At 44.2% G+C, this 21,155-nt stretch carries 21 protein-coding genes; 12 read left to right on the forward strand and 9 right to left on the reverse strand.

Annotated features, from left to right (window positions below):
* The first annotated feature begins 1 nt into the window (after position 1).
* The gene (locus MOC09_RS12745; protein WP_268359635.1) at positions 2-1,108 is read left to right on the forward strand and encodes a spore germination protein; all 1,107 of its coding nucleotides are present in this window, start codon (positions 2-4) and stop codon (positions 1,106-1,108) included.
* On the forward strand, positions 1,105-2,229 hold the full coding sequence (locus tag MOC09_RS12750) for a Ger(x)C family spore germination protein (RefSeq protein WP_268359632.1): 1,125 nt from the start codon (positions 1,105-1,107) through the stop codon (positions 2,227-2,229). The genes MOC09_RS12745 and MOC09_RS12750 overlap by 4 nt, the downstream gene beginning before the upstream one ends.
* Positions 2,230-2,266: 37 nt before the next feature.
* Here MOC09_RS12750 and MOC09_RS12755 read toward each other — a convergent pair whose 3' ends face one another.
* Positions 2,267-3,640 carry a sugar porter family MFS transporter gene (locus MOC09_RS12755; protein WP_268359630.1) on the reverse strand — a complete coding sequence of 458 codons (1,374 nt, stop codon included), beginning with the start codon at positions 3,638-3,640 and terminating at the stop codon, positions 2,267-2,269.
* A 329-nt stretch (positions 3,641-3,969) separates the two neighbouring features.
* Between MOC09_RS12755 and tagT the strand changes: the two genes are divergently transcribed.
* Positions 3,970-4,938, forward strand: coding sequence for a polyisoprenyl-teichoic acid--peptidoglycan teichoic acid transferase TagT (tagT, locus tag MOC09_RS12760; protein WP_268359628.1), 969 nt, complete (start codon positions 3,970-3,972; stop codon positions 4,936-4,938).
* 157 nt (positions 4,939-5,095) lie between these two features.
* Positions 5,096-5,956, forward strand: coding sequence for a 5-amino-6-(5-phospho-D-ribitylamino)uracil phosphatase YwtE (gene ywtE / locus MOC09_RS12765; protein WP_268359626.1), 861 nt, complete (start codon positions 5,096-5,098; stop codon positions 5,954-5,956).
* A 35-nt stretch (positions 5,957-5,991) separates the two neighbouring features.
* Here the strand turns inward: ywtE and pgdS are convergent, their stop codons facing one another.
* From pgdS to pgsB, 5 genes are all read right to left on the reverse strand, one after another.
* Entirely contained in the window at positions 5,992-7,233 is a 1,242-nt protein-coding gene (gene pgdS / locus MOC09_RS12770) for a gamma-DL-glutamyl hydrolase (protein WP_268359624.1), read from the reverse strand.
* A 140-nt stretch (positions 7,234-7,373) separates the two neighbouring features.
* Positions 7,374-7,541, reverse strand: a complete 168-nt coding sequence (gene edmS, locus MOC09_RS12775; RefSeq protein WP_268359621.1) for an extrachromosomal elements maintenance protein EdmS — start codon at positions 7,539-7,541, stop codon at positions 7,374-7,376.
* 14 nt (positions 7,542-7,555) lie between these two features.
* Entirely contained in the window at positions 7,556-8,698 is a 1,143-nt protein-coding gene (gene pgsA, locus MOC09_RS12780; RefSeq protein ID WP_268370731.1) for a capsular polyglutamate synthetase PgsA, read from the reverse strand.
* Positions 8,699-8,716: 18 nt separating this feature from the next.
* Positions 8,717-9,166 (reverse strand): poly-gamma-glutamate biosynthesis protein PgsC, encoded by a 450-nt coding sequence (pgsC, locus tag MOC09_RS12785; RefSeq protein WP_003227889.1) that lies wholly within the window; start codon positions 9,164-9,166, stop codon positions 8,717-8,719.
* 14 nt (positions 9,167-9,180) lie between these two features.
* Positions 9,181-10,362, reverse strand: a complete 1,182-nt coding sequence (gene pgsB / locus MOC09_RS12790; RefSeq protein WP_174227759.1) for a poly-gamma-glutamate synthase PgsB — start codon at positions 10,360-10,362, stop codon at positions 9,181-9,183.
* Between the two features lie 783 nt (positions 10,363-11,145).
* On the opposite strand from pgsB, the gene MOC09_RS12795 reads away from it, so the two are divergent.
* The 8 genes from MOC09_RS12795 to MOC09_RS12830 all read left to right on the forward strand — a co-directional run bounded on the left by MOC09_RS12795 (position 11,146) and on the right by MOC09_RS12830 (position 17,892).
* Entirely contained in the window at positions 11,146-12,126 is a 981-nt protein-coding gene (locus MOC09_RS12795; protein ID WP_268359617.1) for a LacI family DNA-binding transcriptional regulator, read from the forward strand.
* A 1-nt stretch (position 12,127) separates the two neighbouring features.
* Positions 12,128-13,009, forward strand: a complete 882-nt coding sequence (gene rbsK, locus MOC09_RS12800) for a ribokinase (RefSeq protein ID WP_268359615.1) — start codon at positions 12,128-12,130, stop codon at positions 13,007-13,009.
* Positions 13,006-13,401, forward strand: a complete 396-nt coding sequence (gene rbsD / locus MOC09_RS12805; protein ID WP_014478163.1) for a D-ribose pyranase — start codon at positions 13,006-13,008, stop codon at positions 13,399-13,401. Before rbsK ends, rbsD begins: the two co-directional genes overlap by 4 nt.
* A gap of 15 nt (positions 13,402-13,416) precedes the next feature.
* Positions 13,417-14,898: a ribose ABC transporter ATP-binding protein RbsA gene (gene rbsA / locus MOC09_RS12810; RefSeq protein WP_268370733.1), complete on the forward strand. Its 1,482-nt coding sequence runs from the start codon at positions 13,417-13,419 to the stop codon at positions 14,896-14,898.
* A 1-nt stretch (position 14,899) separates the two neighbouring features.
* Positions 14,900-15,868 (forward strand): ribose ABC transporter permease RbsC, encoded by a 969-nt coding sequence (gene rbsC, locus MOC09_RS12815; protein ID WP_268359611.1) that lies wholly within the window; start codon positions 14,900-14,902, stop codon positions 15,866-15,868.
* A gap of 14 nt (positions 15,869-15,882) precedes the next feature.
* Entirely contained in the window at positions 15,883-16,800 is a 918-nt protein-coding gene (gene rbsB, locus MOC09_RS12820; RefSeq protein WP_268359608.1) for a ribose ABC transporter substrate-binding protein RbsB, read from the forward strand.
* 108 nt (positions 16,801-16,908) lie between these two features.
* Positions 16,909-17,445, forward strand: coding sequence for an SH3 domain-containing protein (locus MOC09_RS12825; protein WP_268359606.1), 537 nt, complete (start codon positions 16,909-16,911; stop codon positions 17,443-17,445).
* A gap of 153 nt (positions 17,446-17,598) precedes the next feature.
* Positions 17,599-17,892: a DUF3892 domain-containing protein gene (locus MOC09_RS12830; protein ID WP_268359603.1), complete on the forward strand. Its 294-nt coding sequence runs from the start codon at positions 17,599-17,601 to the stop codon at positions 17,890-17,892.
* Positions 17,893-17,935: 43 nt separating this feature from the next.
* Here MOC09_RS12830 and MOC09_RS12835 read toward each other — a convergent pair whose 3' ends face one another.
* The 3 genes from MOC09_RS12835 to alsS form a co-directional block, all read right to left on the reverse strand.
* Entirely contained in the window at positions 17,936-18,463 is a 528-nt protein-coding gene (locus MOC09_RS12835) for an NAD(P)H-dependent oxidoreductase (RefSeq protein WP_268367352.1), read from the reverse strand.
* Positions 18,464-18,562: 99 nt separating this feature from the next.
* A complete protein-coding gene (gene budA, locus MOC09_RS12840; protein ID WP_268367351.1) occupies positions 18,563-19,330 on the reverse strand; it encodes an acetolactate decarboxylase in 768 nt (255 codons plus the stop codon).
* Between the two features lie 61 nt (positions 19,331-19,391).
* Positions 19,392-21,104, reverse strand: a complete 1,713-nt coding sequence (alsS, locus tag MOC09_RS12845) for an acetolactate synthase AlsS (protein ID WP_268370735.1) — start codon at positions 21,102-21,104, stop codon at positions 19,392-19,394.
* Positions 21,105-21,155 lie beyond the last annotated feature (51 nt).

The following is a 21,155-nucleotide window of genomic DNA, read 5'->3' on the forward strand; positions in this document are numbered from 1 at the left end:
TATGAGGCAACCAGAGGACAAGCTTACATTTATGCAGACGCTTATTATGGTAAGCAGTACAATGATCGGTGCCGGTGTCTTAACCCTTCCCCGCTCAGCAGCTGAAACCGACAGTCCGAGCGGATGGATCATGATCCTGCTGCAGGGCGTTATTTTTATTATTTTCGCGCTGCTTTTTTTGCCTTTTCTTCAACGAAACAGGGAGAAAACGATTTTTGAGCTCAACAGCATTGCAGCCGGAAAAGTGATCGGTTTCTTATTGAATGTATTTATTACCTTTTATTTTATCGGTATCGTATGCTTTCAAGCACGAGTTTTGGGTGAGGTTGTCGGATTTTTTCTTTTAAAAAACACTCCGATGGCAGTTGTCGTGTTTATTTTTCTGGCGGTTGCCATCTATCATGTGGCCGGGGGCGTTTACCCCATTGCGAAAGTATATGCGTATATCTTTCCTATCACTATTATTATTTTCCTTATGCTTCTGATGTTTAGCTCTCGGTTATTTCAACTTGATTTTATCCGGCCTGTATTTGAAGGCGGCTATCGAAGTTTTTTCTCTTTATTTCCTAAAACTCTTTTATATTTTTCAGGATTTGAAGTCATTTTTTATCTCATTCCCTTTATGAAAGATCCCAAGCAGGTAAAAAAAGCTGTCGCTTTAGGCATTGCAACCACGACTGTTTTCTATAGCATTACTTTGTTTATGGTCATTGGCTGTATGAGTGTAGCTGAGGCAAAAACAGTGACGTGGCCGACGATTTCACTCATTCATGCATTAGAAATCCCGGGTATTTTTATTGAACGGTTTGACCTGTTTTTACAGTTAACTTGGACAGCCCAGCAATTTGCATGTATGCTTGGCTCCTTTAAAGGGGCGCATATCGGATTAACAGATATCTTTCACCTGAAAAATAAAAACAATCCGTGGCTGCTTGCTGCATTGCTGGCTGTTACATTTTTCCTGTCAATGTTTCCTGAAGATCTTAATGCCGTGTTTTATTACGGTACACTTCTCGGATATGTATTTCTAGGTGTCATTGCAATACCATTTCTTATCTGGTTTTTAAGCTGGGTACAGAAAAAACTGGGGAGGGATCAGCTGCAATGAAGACAATGATGAAGCTTGCAGCTATGGTTTTGATGCTGCAGATGCTTTGCGGATGCTGGGATGTCAAAGATATTGAAAAACTGTCTTTTGCCAGAGGACTTGCCATCGATGAGACCGATGACCATCAGTATAAATTAACGTATCAAAACCTTCTTCCCCAAAGTGAAGACAGCCAAGCATCCGGAAAACCCGAATTTGTCAATGTGACGTCCTACGGGAAAACCATTTTAGAAGCAGTCAGTGATGTATCCATCAAGGACCCTCCTATCTATAGCGACCATTTAAAAGTCATTCTTTTGGGAGAAAAGCTAATGAGGAATCAAAACATTGATCAGGTCTTCAACCATTTCATCCGGGATGATGAGCTCCGGCGCAGCAGCTATTTGATGGCTGCCAGAGGGAAAGCCGGAGATGTTTTTACGAAAGGAAGTCCGAAGCAGCAGCAGACGATGCCTTCCGAAAAGCTGATTGAACTGACCAATAACAGCGGGTATAACGGGAAGATTATGATGCCGCTTCGCATCGGCAGGGCTTCTATCTATTGCCAAAATGGCTACAGTTTTCTCATTCAAGCCGTAAAAAATCAAAAGGGAAAAGCGAAGTATGACGGGGCAGGCATTATCAAAAGCGGCAGCAATAAACTCGTTGGATTTCTTTCAGCTGATGAAATCCAGACACTGACATGGGTCATGGGAACGATCCAAGGCGGCGTCATGCCGACGACAGATAAAGGACATCCGATAACGTTTGAGATTAAGAAGTCGAAATCTAAAATCAAGCCGGCGATTGAAAACGGAAAGCCTGTCTTTCAGGTTTCTGTCAAAACAAAGGGTATCCTGACAGAAGACCAAAATCCGAATGAAAACTCCTTTCATAAAAGCTATTTACACAGGCTTGAGAACATTTTTGAGAAAAAGCTTGAACGCGATGTAAAGAAGGTTATGGATAAACTGCAGCATGAGTATAAAAGCGATCCGATCTTTTTATCCGACTACATCCGGATTCAATATCCTGAATACTGGCATAAAGTAAAAGGACATTGGGATGACATATTTTCTGAGGCTGATTTTAAATATGATATTTCTTTCAAAATCATTAACTTTGGCACCGTCGGGAAGTAAACGCTGAAAAGGGTGCGCCTAATTACGCACCCTTTTTTTATGTTCCGGCAGTCTGCTGTTTTCCAGCTGATCCTCCCTGCCCGTTTTTGTTTCTTAAATCCTGCTCAATTTCTTCAAGGCTTTTTCCCTTTGTCTCTGTCACTTTAAAACGGACAAATAAGAACGCCATGATACCGATCGCCGCATAAATCAGGAATAAATAACTGATGCCGATCGCTTCCATTAATACTGGATAGGTTAATGAAACAATCAATGTCCCAACGTGCAGCATCAAGGTAGATACCCCGGTTCCGATCCCTCTGACATGGAGCGGGAATAATTCAGGGAGCATCACCCAGACCACCGGGCCCCAGCTGACCGCAAAGACAACAATAAAGACACCTAAACAAATGACTGTCGTCCATGAGGCAGCAGGAGTGTTATCGAAAAAGAGATTCACCAGAGCGAGTACGATCAAGCTGATGACCATCCCGGCATTCCCGAATAACAATAGCGGCTTTCTCCCGATCTTATCTATGATTTTTATTGCTACTAGTGTTATGAGAACATTAACTGCGCCAATACCGACCGTTCCTAATATCGAAGCAGAGTTTCCGAACCCGACGTTTGTAAAGGTTTTTGGCGCATAATAAATGATCGTATTCGTTCCAATGAATTGCTGCAGAAACGCCAGCCCCAAGCCGGCAATCAGCGCGGGCCTCACCCAAGGATCGAACAGCTCCTTCAGGCCCCCTTCATCCTGCTTTTCCGCCTCCTCAATATCATGTATTTCCTGATCAATATCTTTCGTTCCGCGCAATTTTTCAAGAACCTTTTTCGCTTTTCCTTCTTCGCCATTCGTGAACAGCCAGCGCGGACTCTCCGGCATAAACAAAATGCCAATAAGCAGGAGCAGTGACGGCACAGCAGCCAATCCAAGCATCCAGCGCCACGCTTCGGCATCGGCAAATATGTAATTGACAATGTAAGAAAGAAGGATGCCGACCGTGATCATCAGCTGGTTCAGAGATGACAGCGCCCCGCGCTTATGTTTTGGCGCCAATTCAGATAAATAGAGCGGCACGATCGTAGTCGATGTTCCGACTGCAAGTCCTAAAATGATACGAAACAGCACCATAACTCCCGTATTCGGGGCGAGTGCCACACCCAGCCCTCCTATGCAAAACAGCAAGGCGGCCGCCATAATCGCTTTTTTTCTTCCGAAACGGTCAGTCAGCTTACCGGCCGCCCCTGAACCTAATATCGCCCCAACCAATAAGGAGCTGACGACAAGGCCTTCCGTAAAGGCATTCAAGCCTAAGTCCTTTTTCATAAACAAAATAGCTCCGGAAATCACTCCGGTATCATAACCGTATAACGCGCCTCCAAGAGCGCCGAAAAAATATAGCCATATATTCGACTGCTTTTTCATAAAAATGACTCCCTTTCTCCCTCAGCTGCAATACCTTTGTCTGTAGAGTTTTTTAGAAATCTTTTAACCTCTTTTTCTGGCCGTTAAACCTTTTCAATCCTGCCGATCATGAGTTTCCAATTATTCACTTGTATTTTTTTCAATAGCACCGAAACATTTTGCCTTCTGCGGCGTCCAATATAAGGTGGTTCAGCACTTCATCATTATTCATTTTCAAAAACAGGAACTTATAAATATAGGAATTTTTATCGAAAAATGTCTTTCGAGTAGTTGCCCTATGGCAAAATGAGTGGTACGCTTCAAATATTAAAGAAACGAGAGGTATAGATATGGAAGAACGATCACAGCGCAGAAAGAAAAAAAGACGGCTTAGAAAATGGGTGAAAGTCGTTGCCGGTTTGATGGCTTTTCTTGTCATTGCGGCAGGCTCTGTCGGCGCCTATGCTTATGTAAAGCTGAATCATGCTTCTAAAGAAGCCCACGTCAGCCTGGCGCGCGGAGAACAATCCGTAAAACGGATTAAAGAATTTGACCCTGGGAAAGATTCTTTCTCTGTATTGCTCTTGGGGATTGATGCCAGAGAGGAAAACGGTGAGAGTGTCGATCAGGCAAGAAGCGACGCGAATGTGCTGGTAACATTTAACCGGAAAGAAAAAACAGCTAAAATGCTGAGCATTCCGCGTGACGCCTATGTCAACATTCCAGGCCACGGCTACGATAAATTTACACACGCTCATGCCTACGGCGGCGTTGACCTCACTGTGAAGACAGTTGAAGAAATGCTGGATATTCCCGTCGATTATGTCGTAGAAAGCAATTTCACAGCTTTTGAAGACGTCGTAAATGAACTGAACGGCGTCAAAGTAACGGTAAAAAGCGATAAAGTCATTCAGCAAATCAAAAAAGATACAAAAGGAAAAGTGGTTCTTCAAAAAGGAACACATACGCTTGATGGAGAAGAAGCGCTCGCTTACGTAAGAACACGTAAGGCGGACAGTGACCTTTTACGCGGACAACGGCAAATGGAAGTGCTGAGCGCGATTATCGATAAATCAAAATCATTGAGCTCAATTCCGGCTTATGATGATATTGTAGATACGATGGGACAAAATCTGAAAATGAATTTATCTCTGAAAGATGCCATCGGCCTGTTCCCGTTCATCACTTCATTGAAATCAGTTGAGTCTATTCAGTTGACGGGTTATGATTATAAACCTGCCGGAGTTTATTATTTCAAATTGAATCAGCAAAAACTGCAGGAAATCAAAGAAGAGCTGCAAAACGATTTAGGTGTGTAATGAACGGGATGGCGATGATGCCATCCCGTTTTTACATACTTCCTTGTTGAAAATTATTTGAGTAACGTTTAGCCTTGATTTATATGGTTTATGTTTCTCAGAAAAGCTGAACATACTACACGAAGCAGCTTCATTTTTAAGGAGGTTTCCCCTACATATGAAATTAATTGCGATTGATTTAGACGGTACATTACTAAATAAAGAAAGCGTCATTTCTGCTGAGAACAGAGCGGCTATCAAACGGGCCGTTGATGCCGGCATCCTCGTCACCATTTGCACGGGAAGAGCAACATTTGATGTAAAAGCGCTGCTGGAAGACTTGGATATCCCTATCATTGCGGCAAATGGCGGAACGATCCACGATAAGGGTTACCGTTTGATCAGCCGGACATTAATGGATCAGGAGGCCGGCAAAGCGATCGCTGATTACTTACTCTCAAAAAATATTTACTTTGAGGTCTATACAGATGACCATCTGCTGTCTCCTTTTGACGGCGAAGCCAAGCTGCAAGCGGAGCTTGATATTCTAAAAAGCGCGAATCCAAACGAAAAGACGGATGAATTGTGGCAAGGAGCCATGACGCAGTTCAAGCAGTTTGGCATTAAGCCAATCCCGCATATCGAATCGGTTTTTGACGGCAGCGAAAACATTTATAAGCTTCTTTGCTTCTCCTTTGATATGGACAAGCTGAAACAAGCGAAGGAAGAATTGAAGCATCACAAAAAACTGGCACAAACCTCTTCCGGAAAACATATCATCGAAATCCTGCCGGCCTCTTCAGGTAAAGGACGCGCGCTGACAGAGCTTGCTGACATATACGGAATTGACACACAGGATATCTATGCAATTGGCGACAGCCCGAACGATTTGTCCATGTTTGAAGTCGCGGGACACCGTATCGCCATGGAGAATGCGATCGATGAATTAAAAGAAAAAAGCACCTTTGTTACAAAAAGCAATGACGAAAATGGTGTGGCTTACTTTATTGACCAGCTTCTTTCCGGCCAATATGCATAAAGAAAAGACTCCAGAGATTCTGGAGTCTTTGTCTTTTATTGCACCCGTATACTTCCCGCATATTTATCTTTCCAATACGTGCTCGTGTTCATATTGGTGATGGTCACACCGTTTGATAATGTGACATGAACAACTTGTCCGTTTCCGATATAGATGGCCGGATTTAGGCTTGTTGACTGGAAAAACACGATGTCTCCCGGTTTCAGGTCCGCCTTCTCAATCTTAGTTCCGGCTTTGAACTGGCTTGTTGCGTAGCGAGGCAGAGAAATACCGGCTGCTTTCTGGTACACATACTGGACAAAGCCCGCTGTATCAAAACCTGTCTCTGGAGACACTCCGCCCTGTTTGTAGGGAACTTCTCCGACATAAAGCGTTGCCTCCGACACAATCGGATTTTCTTTTGGAATGGTCAGATTGTCAAACCGGCGAATGCCAGTCATCTTCGATTTCCAGTAATCCTCTGACAAGTAGGAAATGGTTACTTTTTCTGACCGGCTTGCCTGAATAAATCTTCCTCCGCCAGCATAAATGCCTGCATGTGAAATTCCCGTTTTGTACGTATTGCTGAAATAGACGACATCACCAGGCTTTATGTTCTGAGGCGCTATCTTCTCGCCCACTGCCCACTGCTGTTCGGCTGATCGCGGCAGATAAATGCCGAGTGCCTGTTGAAACACATATTGCACGAGCCCCGAGCAATCAAAGCCCTCTGACGGCGTGCTTCCGCCAAACACATATGGAATGCCGATATATTTTTCAGCCTCTTGAACAACAGGGACGTCAGCTGTTGCCGGATCGGCTGCGATTCGTCTCGCCCCGATATAAGTCCCGCTCCAATAGCTGCTTTTTGTGTAATTGGTGATGATAACCCCTTTTGATTGCGTACTGTGAATCATTTGGCCGTCTCCGATGTAAAGAGCGACGTGTGTCGGAGCAGTCCCGCTGCTTCCCTCTTTTTTGAAAAACAATATATCGCCCGGCTTCAGGCCCTCCGGCTTGACGGCCGTTCCGACTTTATATTGGTCGTTCACAGATCTCGGCAGATGAATATCAGCCTTACTGAAGACATATTGAATCAATCCCGAAGGATCGAATCCCTCTTTCGGCGTTTCGCCGCCGTATTTATACTGATACCCAAGCAGTTTGTTTGCTTCGCTGACGATCAATTCAGATGATGTATCAGCCTCCGCAATCTCCGCTTTTGTCATAATTGGAACCAAAAAACAAATGATAACCGCCACAAGCAAAAACTTCTTCCAGTTTGCCAGTGTGTTCACTTTTATTATCTCCTCCTCTTTTTGCAGTTTTAACATCGGTATTTTTTTGAATATGTTAAGAAACTTTTTGATATTTTTACAGAATGAGTATGCTGGGCAAATAAAAAGAGAATGTCTCATCAGACACTCTCTTTTTTGAATTATTTACTTGCGTTTACCATTTCTTCCTGCTGCTGGATTTTATGCATTTCCGTATCAATCTTCTGCTTTTCCTGGTCTGTCAGCTGATCGTTGAATTTAAAAGCTGACATAAACATGAACACGATGGCTACGGCAACAAACGGCCAGATGGCTTTGACAAATTTCATCTTTATCACTCCAATTATTTAGATTTTAGTTTGTGGCTATGATCAACATCAAACATCAATTTTCCGTCTTCTACCTTCCATGCGAAATTAGAATCTTTCGTCAGTTCGCGAATAATGGTTTTCTGTTTAAGGCTGTCTTTTTTCACCGGTGCAGGTGTTGCTTCATGGATATCAATCGGTGTCACTTCAAAGTGGCCTGTTCCATTTTTCTTCAGATGATACTGAACCAGTGCACTGTCTCTCGTTCTTGTCCAGCCTTGGTCAAAGACAAAGTTGCCGAGGCTGTAGAAAATGACAGTTCCGTTATACACTTCAATCGGTTCTAAGACGTGCGGATGATGGCCGACGATGATATCAGCTCCCGCATCAGACATGGCTCTTGCAAGCTGGCGCTGACGGTCGTTTGGATCATTGTCATATTCTTGTCCCCAGTGTGACTGCACAACGACGATGTCTGCGTGTTTTTCTGCTTCTGAAATCATAGGGATAAAGATTTCAGGATCTGCTGGCAGCACGCCCGGTGAATTCTTTTTAGCCGCAAAGCCTTTTCCGGACACATCCGTAAAGCCAAGCGTCGCAATTGTTACCCCATTGACTTCCTGATACGAAATCTTCTTTTTCGCATCGCTTAAGCTGTATCCTGCTCCAACGATATCAAGACCTTGCTTCGCGAATTCTCCAAGTGTATCTTTCATGCCCTCAGCGCCGTAATCCATTGCGTGGTTGTTTGCGCTGTTGAGAACCGTGAAGTTCATATCTTTTAAGACTTGCACTGATTCCTTATTCGTCTGCAGATGAATTTCTTTATCTGCTTGTTTATAATTCTTTTGATAGGTTACCGGGTTTTCGAAGTTCCCTGCTACATAATCCGAAGCTTTAAAGATTGGTTCCACATATTGAAAAATACTGTCTGCCCCTTTTTGGTCCGTTACTTTTTCAACATAGCGCCCCATCATAATATCACCGACAAATGAGGCTGAGAGAACGTCGTCAGAATACGTTTTGACCTTTGGCGTTTCTGCTTTTCCCGCCCACATAAACGCGAACATGAGAACAAAAACGATCGGAATAGCAATAAATACGTGCTTATTGGTTTTCTTTTTTTGCTGTTTTGTCAGCTTCAGCAGCTTTTCATGAAAGCTCAGTTCTTTTTTCATCGTTTGACACACCTTACATTAAATTAAGTAGTAAACAAACATGATAGCAAAGGTCGCTCCGCTCAACAGCAGCGTGCTTCCGAACGTAATGGTTAACCCTTGTTTCTGAATGGTATTGGCAATTAAACCTGGCACGATGATGCCGATTCCTCGAAATTCTGCGATTTCAAATGGTACAATCGGGTATAGGAAATCAAACGCAATTTTCAGGACAATCCCTGTTATCAGCATGGCAGCGAATTTTCTGCGGCCGTACAAAATCATAAATTTGGATAAACCATATTTCACAATGACATAAGTGAGCAAGCTTACTAACAAAACAAGTAAAATAAAGACCGGCTGATTAAACACAAGTCCTAAATATCCCGGTACAACAAGTCCTGCCGGCACGATTCCTGTTTTTTCTGCAAAAATCAAACTGAGTAGTACACCTAAAATTAGTGCAATGTATAAATCTGATCCGAACATGTCTGCATTTCCTCCTAGCTTACGAGCTGCTTAACCTTGTATTCGTGGATTTTTTCAATTAAAGGCTCTGCGGCACCATGAATATTGCCGACGCCATATATGACACGGTTGTGCATTCTTTTCTTTAACAATTCCATAATTTCATCTGTTGACTTATACTCTAGATCATGCAGTTTGTCTGCAGGAATTTTGCCTTCTTCATAGGCTTTTACAATCGGTTCTGTTGTTTCACCGATTAAGATCAGTTCACTTGCTTCAATATAAGGCAATACGTCATTTGCAAATTGCTGTGTCCGATCGACACGGTCTGCGCGGCAGTTCATGATGATGATCGGATCATCGGTCGGGTAACCGATTTCTTTTACACGTTTCCATATATTCAAAGTAGAAGAAGCGTCGTTTGCGGCAAACCCATTAACAAAGTGCCCAGGCTCGCTCGGACTGATCAGCGGAAGAATTCTCATTGCTCCCGGATCTGGCGGCGCATTCAGCATTCCCTTAAATGCTGTTTCTTCGTCAATGCCGAGTGCTTGAGCCACACCCAGTGCCAGAGAAGCGTTATCAGGGAATACCATGTATTCAAATTTACGCAAATATTCATCTGTAATTTTTGAGTTATCAGCAATGATGACTTTTGTGTTTCGTTCTTTTGCTTTTTGTTTAAAGAACTCGGTATATTCACTATCTGTAATAACAAGATGGCCATTATAAGGAATTGTAGCGGTAAACGCTTCCGCAATTTCATCAAGCGTCGGCCCCATGACATCCATATGGTCTTCTAAAACGTTAACAATCACACCAATATTGGCTTGCAGAAGTTCTTCCTGAAAGATAATTTGATAATCGGGGTTAACAGCCATGCATTCACTGACAATCGCATTAGCCCCTCTTTCTACTGTTTCTTTCATGACTTCTTTTTGCTCTCCGATATTCGGTCCCTGAGGTTTCCGTTTAATCGGCTTTTCCTCCGGTGTATCCCAGTAAATCATTCTTGCATCTGTTCCTGTTGTTTTTCCAACAGTCTTGTAACCGGCTTCTATTAAGATACCGGTTGTCAGCCTTGTCACAGTCGATTTTCCTCGGATGCCGTTAATATTCACCCGAACAGGGAGGGCATCAATGTTTTTCTGATGTCGTCGTTTTTCTAATATTCCGATGACCAGTATGACAGCACAGGCTATAATGAGTAACCACATTGCTTTTCGACATCTCCTTCTATATTGTTGTAAATTCATTCATCAGTATATAGAATCACTATGAATTCTCAATCGGCATTATGTAACATAATCTTCCCTAATCCACTAAGCCAAACTTCTCTTTTGGAAGAGATTTTGTACCTATAAACCATTTTCTATTTTTGGAAAAAGACAGGACTTACACCTTATTACTTTTTTTAAAAAATATGAGGAATGCGCTTTCATTTTTCTCCTGATATCCTTCTGGACGAATAGTCACACTATGGTATGTGCATTTAATATGTATTCCAAATCAATCTTTTTATCAGCCCGTGATATCAAGCTTTCCCTGCTGGCATGCGTATTTCCGGTTCTTATGAACATAAAATATTTATCACCTGTTTCTTAAGGACAAGGTCATAATGTCATCCTTTCTGCATGGAAGCGGCAAAATTAGGCCCATTCCAAAATGACTAATGGGACCAGCCATGAAAATGCTAAACATCCGGGTCCGAATTCTCTAACATTATTAAACATTTTCTGGGCGGATAGTCTTTTCTGTTTCTCCTTATTTACAGGTCTAAAAGCATAACTTTGAAACAATTTTAATAAAACTTAATATTTGTTCAAGAAATCTTCATCCAGAAAAGTGAAGACTTTGTCAAAAAAAGAGTGAAAACCTCAAATTTCTCAATTTTATACACAATTTACAATTAGATTTTTAATGATATTTTTATTGCCAACTTCGGATTGCTCATGATAATCTATCTATGTAAACGGTTACATAAACAAGGAGGAGCTGTTTTGGCTACAATTAAAGATGTCGCCGGAGCGGCGGGCGTTTCTGTTGCGACGGTATCCCGCGTCCTGAATGACAACGGCTATGTACACGAAGAAACGCGAACACGTGTCTTAGAGGCGATGGAGAAGCTGAACTATTACCCGAATGAAGTCGCCAGATCTCTTTATAAAAGAGAATCCCGGCTGATCGGACTTTTGCTCCCGGATATCACAAACCCTTTCTTCCCCCAGCTAGCCCGCGGTGCGGAGGATGAATTGAACCGGGAAGGCTATCGCCTTATTTTCGGCAACAGTGACGAAGAATTGAAAAAAGAACTTGAATACCTTCAAACCTTTAAGCAAAATCATGTCGCTGGCATTATTGCCGCAACAAATTACCCGGATCTTGAGGAATACAGCGGCATGAATCACCCAGTCGTGTTTCTGGACAGAACACCAGAAGGGGCCCCTTCTGTGTCCAGTGACGGCTATACAGGAGGAAAATTAGCAGCCGAAGCCATCATTCACGGAAAAAGCAAGCGCATTACGTTATTGAGAGGACCCGCTCACCTTCCGACCGCTCAAGACCGCTTTAACGGTGCCTTAGAGGTCTTACAGCAGGCTGAAGTGAATATTCAAGTCATCGAGACCGTTTCATTTTCTTTCAAGGATGCGCAAGCGATGGCGAAGGAACTGTTTGCCTCATATCCTGAGACAGACGGTGTGATTGCGAGTAACGATATTCAAGCCGCAGCAGTTTTACACGAAGCATTGCGGCGCGGAAAAAACGTGCCGGAGGATATTCAAATTATCGGTTATGATGATATTCCGCAAAGCGAGCTGCTGTTTCCGCCCCTGTCTACAATAAAACAGCCCGCATATGATATGGGGAAAGAAGCAGCCAAACTGCTTTTGCGTATCATCCAAAAGCAGCCGCTGGCAGAAACGGCAATTCAAATGCCTGTCACCTATATAGGAAGAAAGACGACAAGAAAGGAAGATTAAGATGCATAATATTTGTGTGATTGGTAGCTGCTCTATGGATTTAGTGGTCACCTCGGACAAACGCCCAAAAGCCGGTGAAACGGTTCTTGGCACGTCATTTCAAACTGTGCCGGGCGGCAAAGGCGCAAATCAGGCTGTTGCCGCAGCCAGACTTGGGGCGCAAGTGTTTATGGTCGGCAAGGTTGGAGACGATCATTATGGAACAGCTATTTTGAATAATCTCAAAGCTAACGGCGTTTGCACTGACCATATGGAACCGGTTACACATACGGAAAGCGGAACCGCTCATATTGTGCTTGCTGAAGGCGACAACAGCATTGTCGTTGTCAAAGGCGCGAACGATGACATCACCCCAGCGTATGCGTTAAACGCGCTCGAACAGATTGAAAAGGTCGATATGGTGCTGATTCAGCAGGAAATCCCGGAGGAAACGGTTGATGAAGTGTGCAAATACTGCCATTCTCACGATATCCCGATTATGCTCAATCCGGCACCAGCCCGCCCGCTGAAGCAGGAAACAATTGATCATGCCACCTATATCACGCCGAATGAGCATGAGGCTTCGATTTTATTCCCTGAGCTTACCATTTCCGAAGCCTTGGCGCTTTATCCGGCAAAGCTCTTTATTACGGAAGGAAAACAAGGCGTCCGCTACTCTGCAGGAAGCAAAGAGCGGCTCATCCCGTCCTTCCCTGTTGAGCCCGTTGATACAACCGGAGCAGGTGATACGTTTAACGCAGCCTTCGCCGTTGCTCTGGCAGAGGGAAAAGACATTGAAGCCGCATTGCTGTTTGCCAACCGTGCCGCTTCCCTTTCTGTCTGCTCCTTCGGCGCCCAAGGCGGAATGCCGACAAGAAATGAAGTAGAGGAGCTGCTGACATGAAAAAACACGGTATACTGAACAGCCATCTTGCCAAGATTTTAGCCGACCTTGGCCACACTGATAAAATTGTCATCGCGGATGCAGGACTGCCGGTACCTGACGGCGTTTTGAAAATTGATCTTTCACTGAAGCCGGGCCTTCCGGCTTTCCAAGATACAGCGGCAGTACTGGCTGAGGAAATGGCGGTCGAAAAAGTCATTGCTGCAGCTGAAATAAAAGCATCCAATCAGGAGAATGCAAGATTTCTAGAAAATCTTTTCTCTGAACAAGAGATTGAATACCTTTCTCACGAGGAGTTTAAGCTGCTGACAAAAGAAGCAAAGGCAGTCATAAGAACAGGAGAATTCACACCATATGCCAACTGCATCCTGCAGGCAGGTGTGCTTTTCTAGAAAGGAGGATGAAACATGCAAATTGAAATGAAAGACATTCATAAAGCATTCGGAAAAAACCAAGTATTGTCAGGTGTTTCCTTTCAGCTCATGCCTGGCGAGGTACATGCATTAATGGGAGAAAACGGCGCCGGCAAGTCCACGCTTATGAACATTTTGACAGGCCTGCACAAAGCAGATAAAGGACAAATCAGCATAAACGGAAACGAAACGTATTTTTCCAATCCAAAAGAAGCGGAACAGCATGGAATAGCCTTTATCCATCAGGAATTGAATATCTGGCCGGAAATGACCGTTCTTGAGAATCTATTTATCGGTAAAGAGATATCCTCCAAGCTGGGCGTCTTACAAACAAGAAAAATGAAAGCGCTAGCAAAGGACCAGTTTGACAAACTCTCCGTCTCTCTTTCTCTAGATCAAGAAGCAGGCGAGTGTTCTGTCGGACAGCAGCAAATGATCGAAATCGCAAAAGCGCTTATGACAAATGCCGAGGTAATCATTATGGATGAACCGACCGCAGCGTTGACTGAACGTGAAATCAGCAAGCTCTTTGAGGTCATGACAGCGTTAAAAAAGAACGGCGTCTCAATTGTCTATATTTCGCATCGCATGGAAGAAATTTTTGCGATTTGCGACAGAATCACCATTATGCGTGATGGAAAAACCGTAGACACAACAAACATCTCAGAAACAGATTTTGATGAAGTCGTCAAAAAAATGGTCGGACGCGAGCTGACTGAACGATATCCGAAACGCACTCCTTCTCTCGGCGACAAAATGTTCGAGGTAAAAAACGTCACCGTCAAAGGACGTTTTGAAGATATCAGCTTTTCTGTTCGTTCCGGTGAAATCGTCGGTGTTTCCGGATTGATGGGAGCCGGCCGTACAGAGATCATGAGGGCGCTGTTCGGCGTTGACAAACTGGATTCGGGTGAGATATGGATCGCTGGAAAAAAGACAGCCATTAAGAACCCGCAGGATGCTGTGAAAAAAGGGCTCGGCTTTATCACAGAAAACCGCAAAGATGAAGGGCTTCTGCTCGACACATCAATTCGCGAGAATATCGCCCTGCCCAATCTGTCCAGTTTTTCTCCAAAGGGTCTCATTGATCACAAACGGGAAGCTGAATTTGTCGATCTCTTAATCAAGCGCCTGACCATCAAAACGGCATCATCTGAAACACATGCACGCCATTTATCAGGAGGCAACCAGCAGAAAGTAGTGATTGCCAAGTGGATCGGCATCGGACCGAAAGTGCTCATCTTGGATGAGCCGACCAGGGGTGTGGATGTGGGTGCGAAACGGGAAATTTATTCGCTGATGAACGAGCTGACAGAGCGCGGCGTCGCCATCATTATGGTGTCATCAGAGCTGCCGGAAATTCTCGGGATGAGCGATCGCATTATCGTTGTCCATGAAGGCAGAATCAGCGGAGAAATCGATGCGCAGGAAGCAACACAAGAACGAATTATGACACTTGCCACGGGAGGGCGGTAATATGAAAACGGAACAACTGCAAACAGAACAAAAACGGATTCACTTCGACGGAGTCATGCAAAAACTGGGCCCGTTTCTCGGTTTATTTATTCTCGTGATCATTGTATCGATTTTAAATCCCAGCTTTCTTGAACCGCTGAATATTTTAAACCTGCTTCGCCAGGTCGCCATTAACGGATTAATCGCATTCGGCATGACCTTTGTGATTTTAACAGGCGGCATTGATCTTTCTGTCGGCGCTATTCTTGCCCTGTCCAGCGCTTTAGTTGCCGGAATGATTGTATCCGGTGTCGATCCGGTTCTTGCGATCATCCTCGGCTGTATCATTGGTGCCGTACTCGGGATGATCAACGGACTATTGATCACAAAAGGAAAAATGGCGCCCTTTATCGCTACGCTTGCAACCATGACTGTATTTCGCGGACTGACGCTTGTGTATACAGATGGAAACCCGATTACCGGACTTGGCACAAACTACGCTTTTCAGCTGTTCGGACGCGGTTACTTTTTAGGCATTCCTGTACCGGCGATTACGATGGTTCTTGCCTTTGCCATCCTGTGGGTGCTTCTTCACAAAACACCGTTCGGGCGCCGAACATACGCAATCGGAGGCAATGAAAAAGCCGCGCTCATTTCAGGCATTAAAGTAACGCGTGTGAAAGTGATGATCTATTCCTTAGCCGGGCTTTTATCCGCCCTTGCCGGCGCAATCTTGACTTCCCGGCTGCATTCAGCCCAGCCGACTGCCGGGGAATCGTATGAGCTGGATGCTATCGCGGCGGTCGTCTTAGGAGGAACAAGTCTTTCCGGCGGCCGTGGACGCATTGTCGGCACGTTAATCGGGGTGCTGATCATCGGCACACTGAATAACGGGCTCAACCTGCTTGGTGTCTCATCGTTCTACCAGCTGGTTGTCAAAGGGATAGTCATCTTAATTGCGGTGTTATTAGACCGAAAGAAGTCAGCATAGGAGGGGTTTTTCATATGAAAAAGGCTGTATCCGTCATTTTAACGTTGTCATTGTTGTTATTAACCGCCTGTTCGCTTGAGCCGCCTCAGTGGGCAAAGCCGTCAAACTCAGGGAACAAAAAGGAATTCACCATCGGCTTGTCTGTCTCAACGCTTAACAACCCCTTTTTTGTCTCATTAAAAAAGGGCATCGAAAAAGAAGCTGAAAAACGGGGAATGAAAGTCATCATTGTTGATGCACAAAATGATTCATCGAAACAGACGAGTGACGTGGAAGATTTAATTCAGCAAGGTGTTGATGCATTGTTAATCAACCCGACTGATTCCTCAGCGATCTCAACGGCAGTAGAATCTGCAAACGCAGTCGGTGTGCCCGTTGTAGCAATCGATCGATCTGCCGAACAAGGAAAAGTTGAAACCCTCGTCGCTTCCGATAATGTGAAAGGCGGTGAAATGGCCGCGGCGTTTATTTCCGACAAACTTGGAAAAGGAGCAAAGGTGGCAGAGCTTGAAGGCGTGCCCGGTGCATCTGCCACACGGGAACGCGGTTCAGGATTTCATAACATCGCAGACCAAAAGCTCGACGTTGTTACCAAGCAATCAGCTGACTTTGACCGCACCAAAGGCCTGACGGTCATGGAAAACCTGCTGCAGGGCCATCCGGATATCCAAGCTGTTTTTGCTCACAATGATGAAATGGCGCTCGGTGCTCTTGAGGCAATTAACAGCTCAGGAAAAGATATTTTAGTGGTCGGCTTTGATGGCAATAAAGATGCGCTCGCTTCCATTAAAGACGGAAAGCTATCGGCCACCGTCGCTCAGCAGCCTGAATTGATCGGTAAACTGGCTACAGAAGCAGCAGATGATATTTTGCACGGAAAAAAAGTGAAAAAATCAATATCCGCACCTCTCAAACTAGAAACGAAAAAATAAATGCCATGGGTCAGATTTTCATCTGATCCTTTTTATGTTTAGGAATCTTCTAAAACGTGAATAGGGATATAGAATGAATTATTTCTCTTACGTGAGGAGAGGAACGAAATGAACAAAACAACAAAAGTATTATCAACTTTAGCACTTGCAGCTGGAATGACTGCGGCTTCTGCAGGGACTGCAAGCACACTCCATGCACAACAGCCAGAAACAAGTGTAAGCATTGATGATTTATACAGCTATCCGATTGATTCTTATTTGGTATCAGCAGAGGCTCTAAATGTCAGAACGAAGGCTTCCGCATCAAGTCATAAAGCCGACACGCTGCATTTGGGCGACAGCTTAAAGCTAATTTCCTTCGCAAACGCTGACTGGGCAAAGGTTCATTATAAAAACGGCAAAACAGGTTTTGTCTCTACTCATTACATTGTAAAAGAAGCGACAACAGTAAAAACCAAAACATCAACGAAAGTATATACTTCCGCTGAAGGAAAAAACATCAAGACTTTACCGGCAGACACAAGCGTTTCTTTTTTAGGCTGGAGTAAAACGAAAAAAGGCGGTTTTGATTTTGATTGGGTATTCGTTGATTACGGCGGTTCGACAGGCTATATGAAAACAAAAGACTTGCAAATGACAAAATAACTTAAAGGGATTCCGTGTTTTGCGGAATCCCTTTGATTATGGATTGATTTGTCACATTCCCACGATATTTCTCAGGAAATATTGTCGTATGCCGTGCGAAACCATACATGAACATCACCATTTTTGATCACGTTAAAAAATGGAGGTGTAAATATGGATCAATTTGAATCAGCATATGAATCGTATAGAGCTCGGCAAACAGCCGATCAGCAAGCTGCTCCATCTGGAAAAGAAGAAATTATTGCGGTCAGAAGAAATGAGGAAGATAATATTATCGCCGTGAAAACGAACACAGGTAGAGAGCTCGATTATCCCACTGCGCTGTCAGAAGCAAAAGCAGGAAACCTCGCTCATGTTGATGTCTTCCATAAATACGGGCGTGACATATTGCGGAGTGAACCGGACGGCATAAAAGAAAACAATCTTTCTGAGCTGCCTGATTTTTAAATTAAGAAAATGCCCTGCCGCATGCCGGACAGGGCGTTTCTTTTTAAGCAAAAGGCTGCTGAATGTACTCGGCTAACCGCTTTGCACTAAGTGATATATCCTCTGCAGTTGCATAATTCACGCCATAGAAGACATATGGAGGCAGGTACTTCATGCCGATCAGATTACTCGTGGCCTGAAATGGTTTCAAAAGCTCACTGATCGAATAATGATTTGCTCCGCCCGCTTGATATTTTTCCGCTTCGCTTCCTGTTGAGACAGCCAGCATCAACTCCTTGCCATGCAAGGCGTTTCCTTCTGAACCAAAGGCCCAGCCGTAAGTCAGCACAAGATCCTGCCATTTTTTTAAGAGCGGCGGAGAGCTGTACCAGTAAAGCGGGAATTGGAAGACAATCCGGTCGTATTCCTCGCACAGCTGCTGCTCCTTCCCAACATCTATCGCTTCATCCGGGTATTCCTTATAAAGCTCCCGTACTGTGATATTGTCATGTTTACTCAATTCCTCTGTCCATGCCTTATTAACGACTGAGGTTTCCATATGTGGATGAACTGCCAGAACCAATATTTTCATCAGACCACACCTTTACCGTTTTGACATCATTTTATCTAAAATCAGGAATAGAGCCAAATAAAAAGAAAGCCCTGCGTACAAGAGGCTTTCTTTTTTCTTTTATTCAGGGCTTCCTTCAGTTGTTTCAATATCTTTAGCAAAATCAGGATTATCCAGATTTGCATTAAAGAAATCCGCTGTATTCGGAAGTCTGAGATTCATGTTCATTTTTTGAGAAATCGAAACCGTGCAATCCTCAAGCACATAGTCAAAAACGTGTCCGCCTGAATTGCGTCCTTCGTCAATGAAGTGCAGGTGATAGCCGGAAACGGCGATTCCGTTTGCATAAGCTGGCGTCAGAAAACCTACGATCGTTCCTCTCACGTTGTCGAAGTTGAAAATCGGCTGCGTTTTGACCGCTTCAACCATCGGCACGTAAGGTTTTTCTTGGAGTTCTACCGTTCTTGTCTGCACTTTTTTAAACAATCCGTCAATGCGGATCGCATAAAATAAGTTTTTGCTTGGCAGAATGCTGTTGATCTCTTTTTCAAATTCTTCACGTGTCATTGCCGCATCGATTTTATGCGTCATGTCCGGTGTAAAGAACGTAAATGAGCAGAACGGAGAACGGTCCCCGTTTTGGACCGGTGTCGCAGTTCCGTCCGAACGGAGACGGTAAAATTCACCGTCAAACCCAATCAGCTCTCCGTCAAGCTTGTTAAAGGTTCCAATACCGAAGTCTCCGTATTTCGGAATCTCTGACAGTTCAAAGTCTCCGTCATATACTCCGTCTAATAGAGAAGTCATTGTTGATACTTGATAAATCTGGCTCACAGGCTGGTCTTTTTGGCCGCGGCTGAGCACTTGAATATTGCTTTCGCGTTTCATAATTCCCTTCACTCCTTTTGTTTAGTGCTGTTCATAAAACAGTGTCGTGATGCGCAGAGTGCTAGAGAGCTTTTGTTTTCATCCGTTCTCCGAATTCTTTCGGAAGCTTGTCACTTGCTAAAGTAATGTTATCACTGTAGTCAACCGGGACATCAATGATGACAGGACCCTCAGCGTTCATGCCTTGACGCAGAACATCTGCCAGCTGGTCTGGTGATTCTACGCGCAAGCCAGTTGCTCCGAAGCTTTCCGCATATTTCACGATATCAATATTACCGAAATCAACTGCAGATGTACGATTATATTTTTTCAATTGCTGGAATGCAACCATGTCATATGTGCTGTCGTTCCATACAATGTGTACAATTGGCGCTTTTAAGCGTACCGCTGTCTCTAGTTCCATTGCTGAGAATAAGAAACCGCCGTCACCAGAGACGGATACCACTTTTTCTCCCGGTTTTACCAATGAAGCACCGATTGCCCACGGAAGCGCAACGCCGAGTGTTTGCATACCGTTACTGATCATTAGTGTTAACGGTTCGTAGCTGCGGAAATACCGTGACATCCAAATTGCATGGGAACCGATATCGCAAGTCACTGTAACATGATCATCGACTGCGTTTCGCAATTCTTTTACGATTTCAAGGGGATGCACTCTGTCTGATTTCCAATCTGCAGGCACCTGCTCACCCTCATGCATATATTGTTTTAAATCAGAAAGAATATGCTGCTCACGTTCAGCAAGGTCCACCTTAACAGCATCGTGTTCGATTTGATTGACCGTAGATGGAATATCACCGATTAATTCAAGTTCCGGCTGGTAAGCATGGTCGATATCTGCCAAAATTTCATCTAGATGGATGATCGTCCGGTCCCCATTTACATTCCAGAATTTCGGATCATATTCAATTGGATCATAGCCGATTGTCAGAACAACATCTGCCTGCTCAAGCAGTAAATCGCCAGGCTGGTTGCGGAACAAACCGATACGGCCAAAATACTGGTCCTCTAAATCTCTCGTAAGCGTACCTGCAGCTTGATAGGTTTCGACAAATGGAAGCTGAACCTTTTTCAAAAGTTTGCGAACAGCTTTAATCGCTTCCGGTCTTCCGCCCTTCATGCCGACTAAAACAACAGGAAGTTTCGCTGTTTGGATTTTCGCAATGGCCGCACTGATGGCATCGTCTGGTGCAGGACCTAGCTTTGGTGCCGCGACAGCCCGCACGCTTTTTGTATTTGTGACTTCATTCACAACATCCTGCGGAAAGCTCACAAAAGCGGCCCCAGCCTGACCTGCTGACGCTATCCTAAATGCATTTGTAACAGCTTCCGGTATATTTTTTACATCTTGAACCTCTACACTGTATTTTGTAATCGGCTGAAATAGTGCCGCATTATCCAAAGATTGATGTGTCCGTTTTAAACGATCTGCACGAATCACATTCCCAGCAAGCGCAACGACAGGGTCACCTTCAGTGTTTGCTGTCAGCAATCCTGTTGCCAAGTTAGAAGCACCCGGTCCTGATGTGACTAACACGACTCCCGGTTTTCCAGTTATACGGCCGACTGCTTGCGCCATAAATGCTGCATTTTGTTCATGCCGGGCAACGATAATTTCTGGCCCTCTATCTTGTAAAGCGTCAAATACCGCATCAATTTTTGCACCTGGAATGCCAAATACATGTGTGACACCTTGCTCCACTAAGCAATCAACAACAAGCTCCGCCCCTCTGTTTTTCACAAGGGATTTTTGTTCTTTTGTTGCTTTTGTCAACACCCTCACTCCTTATTATGCATTTTAAACATTAAATTTTAAATATATCTT

The organism is Bacillus sp. N12A5, from assembly GCF_026790125.1.
Classification (GTDB): domain Bacteria; phylum Bacillota; class Bacilli; order Bacillales; family Bacillaceae; genus Bacillus.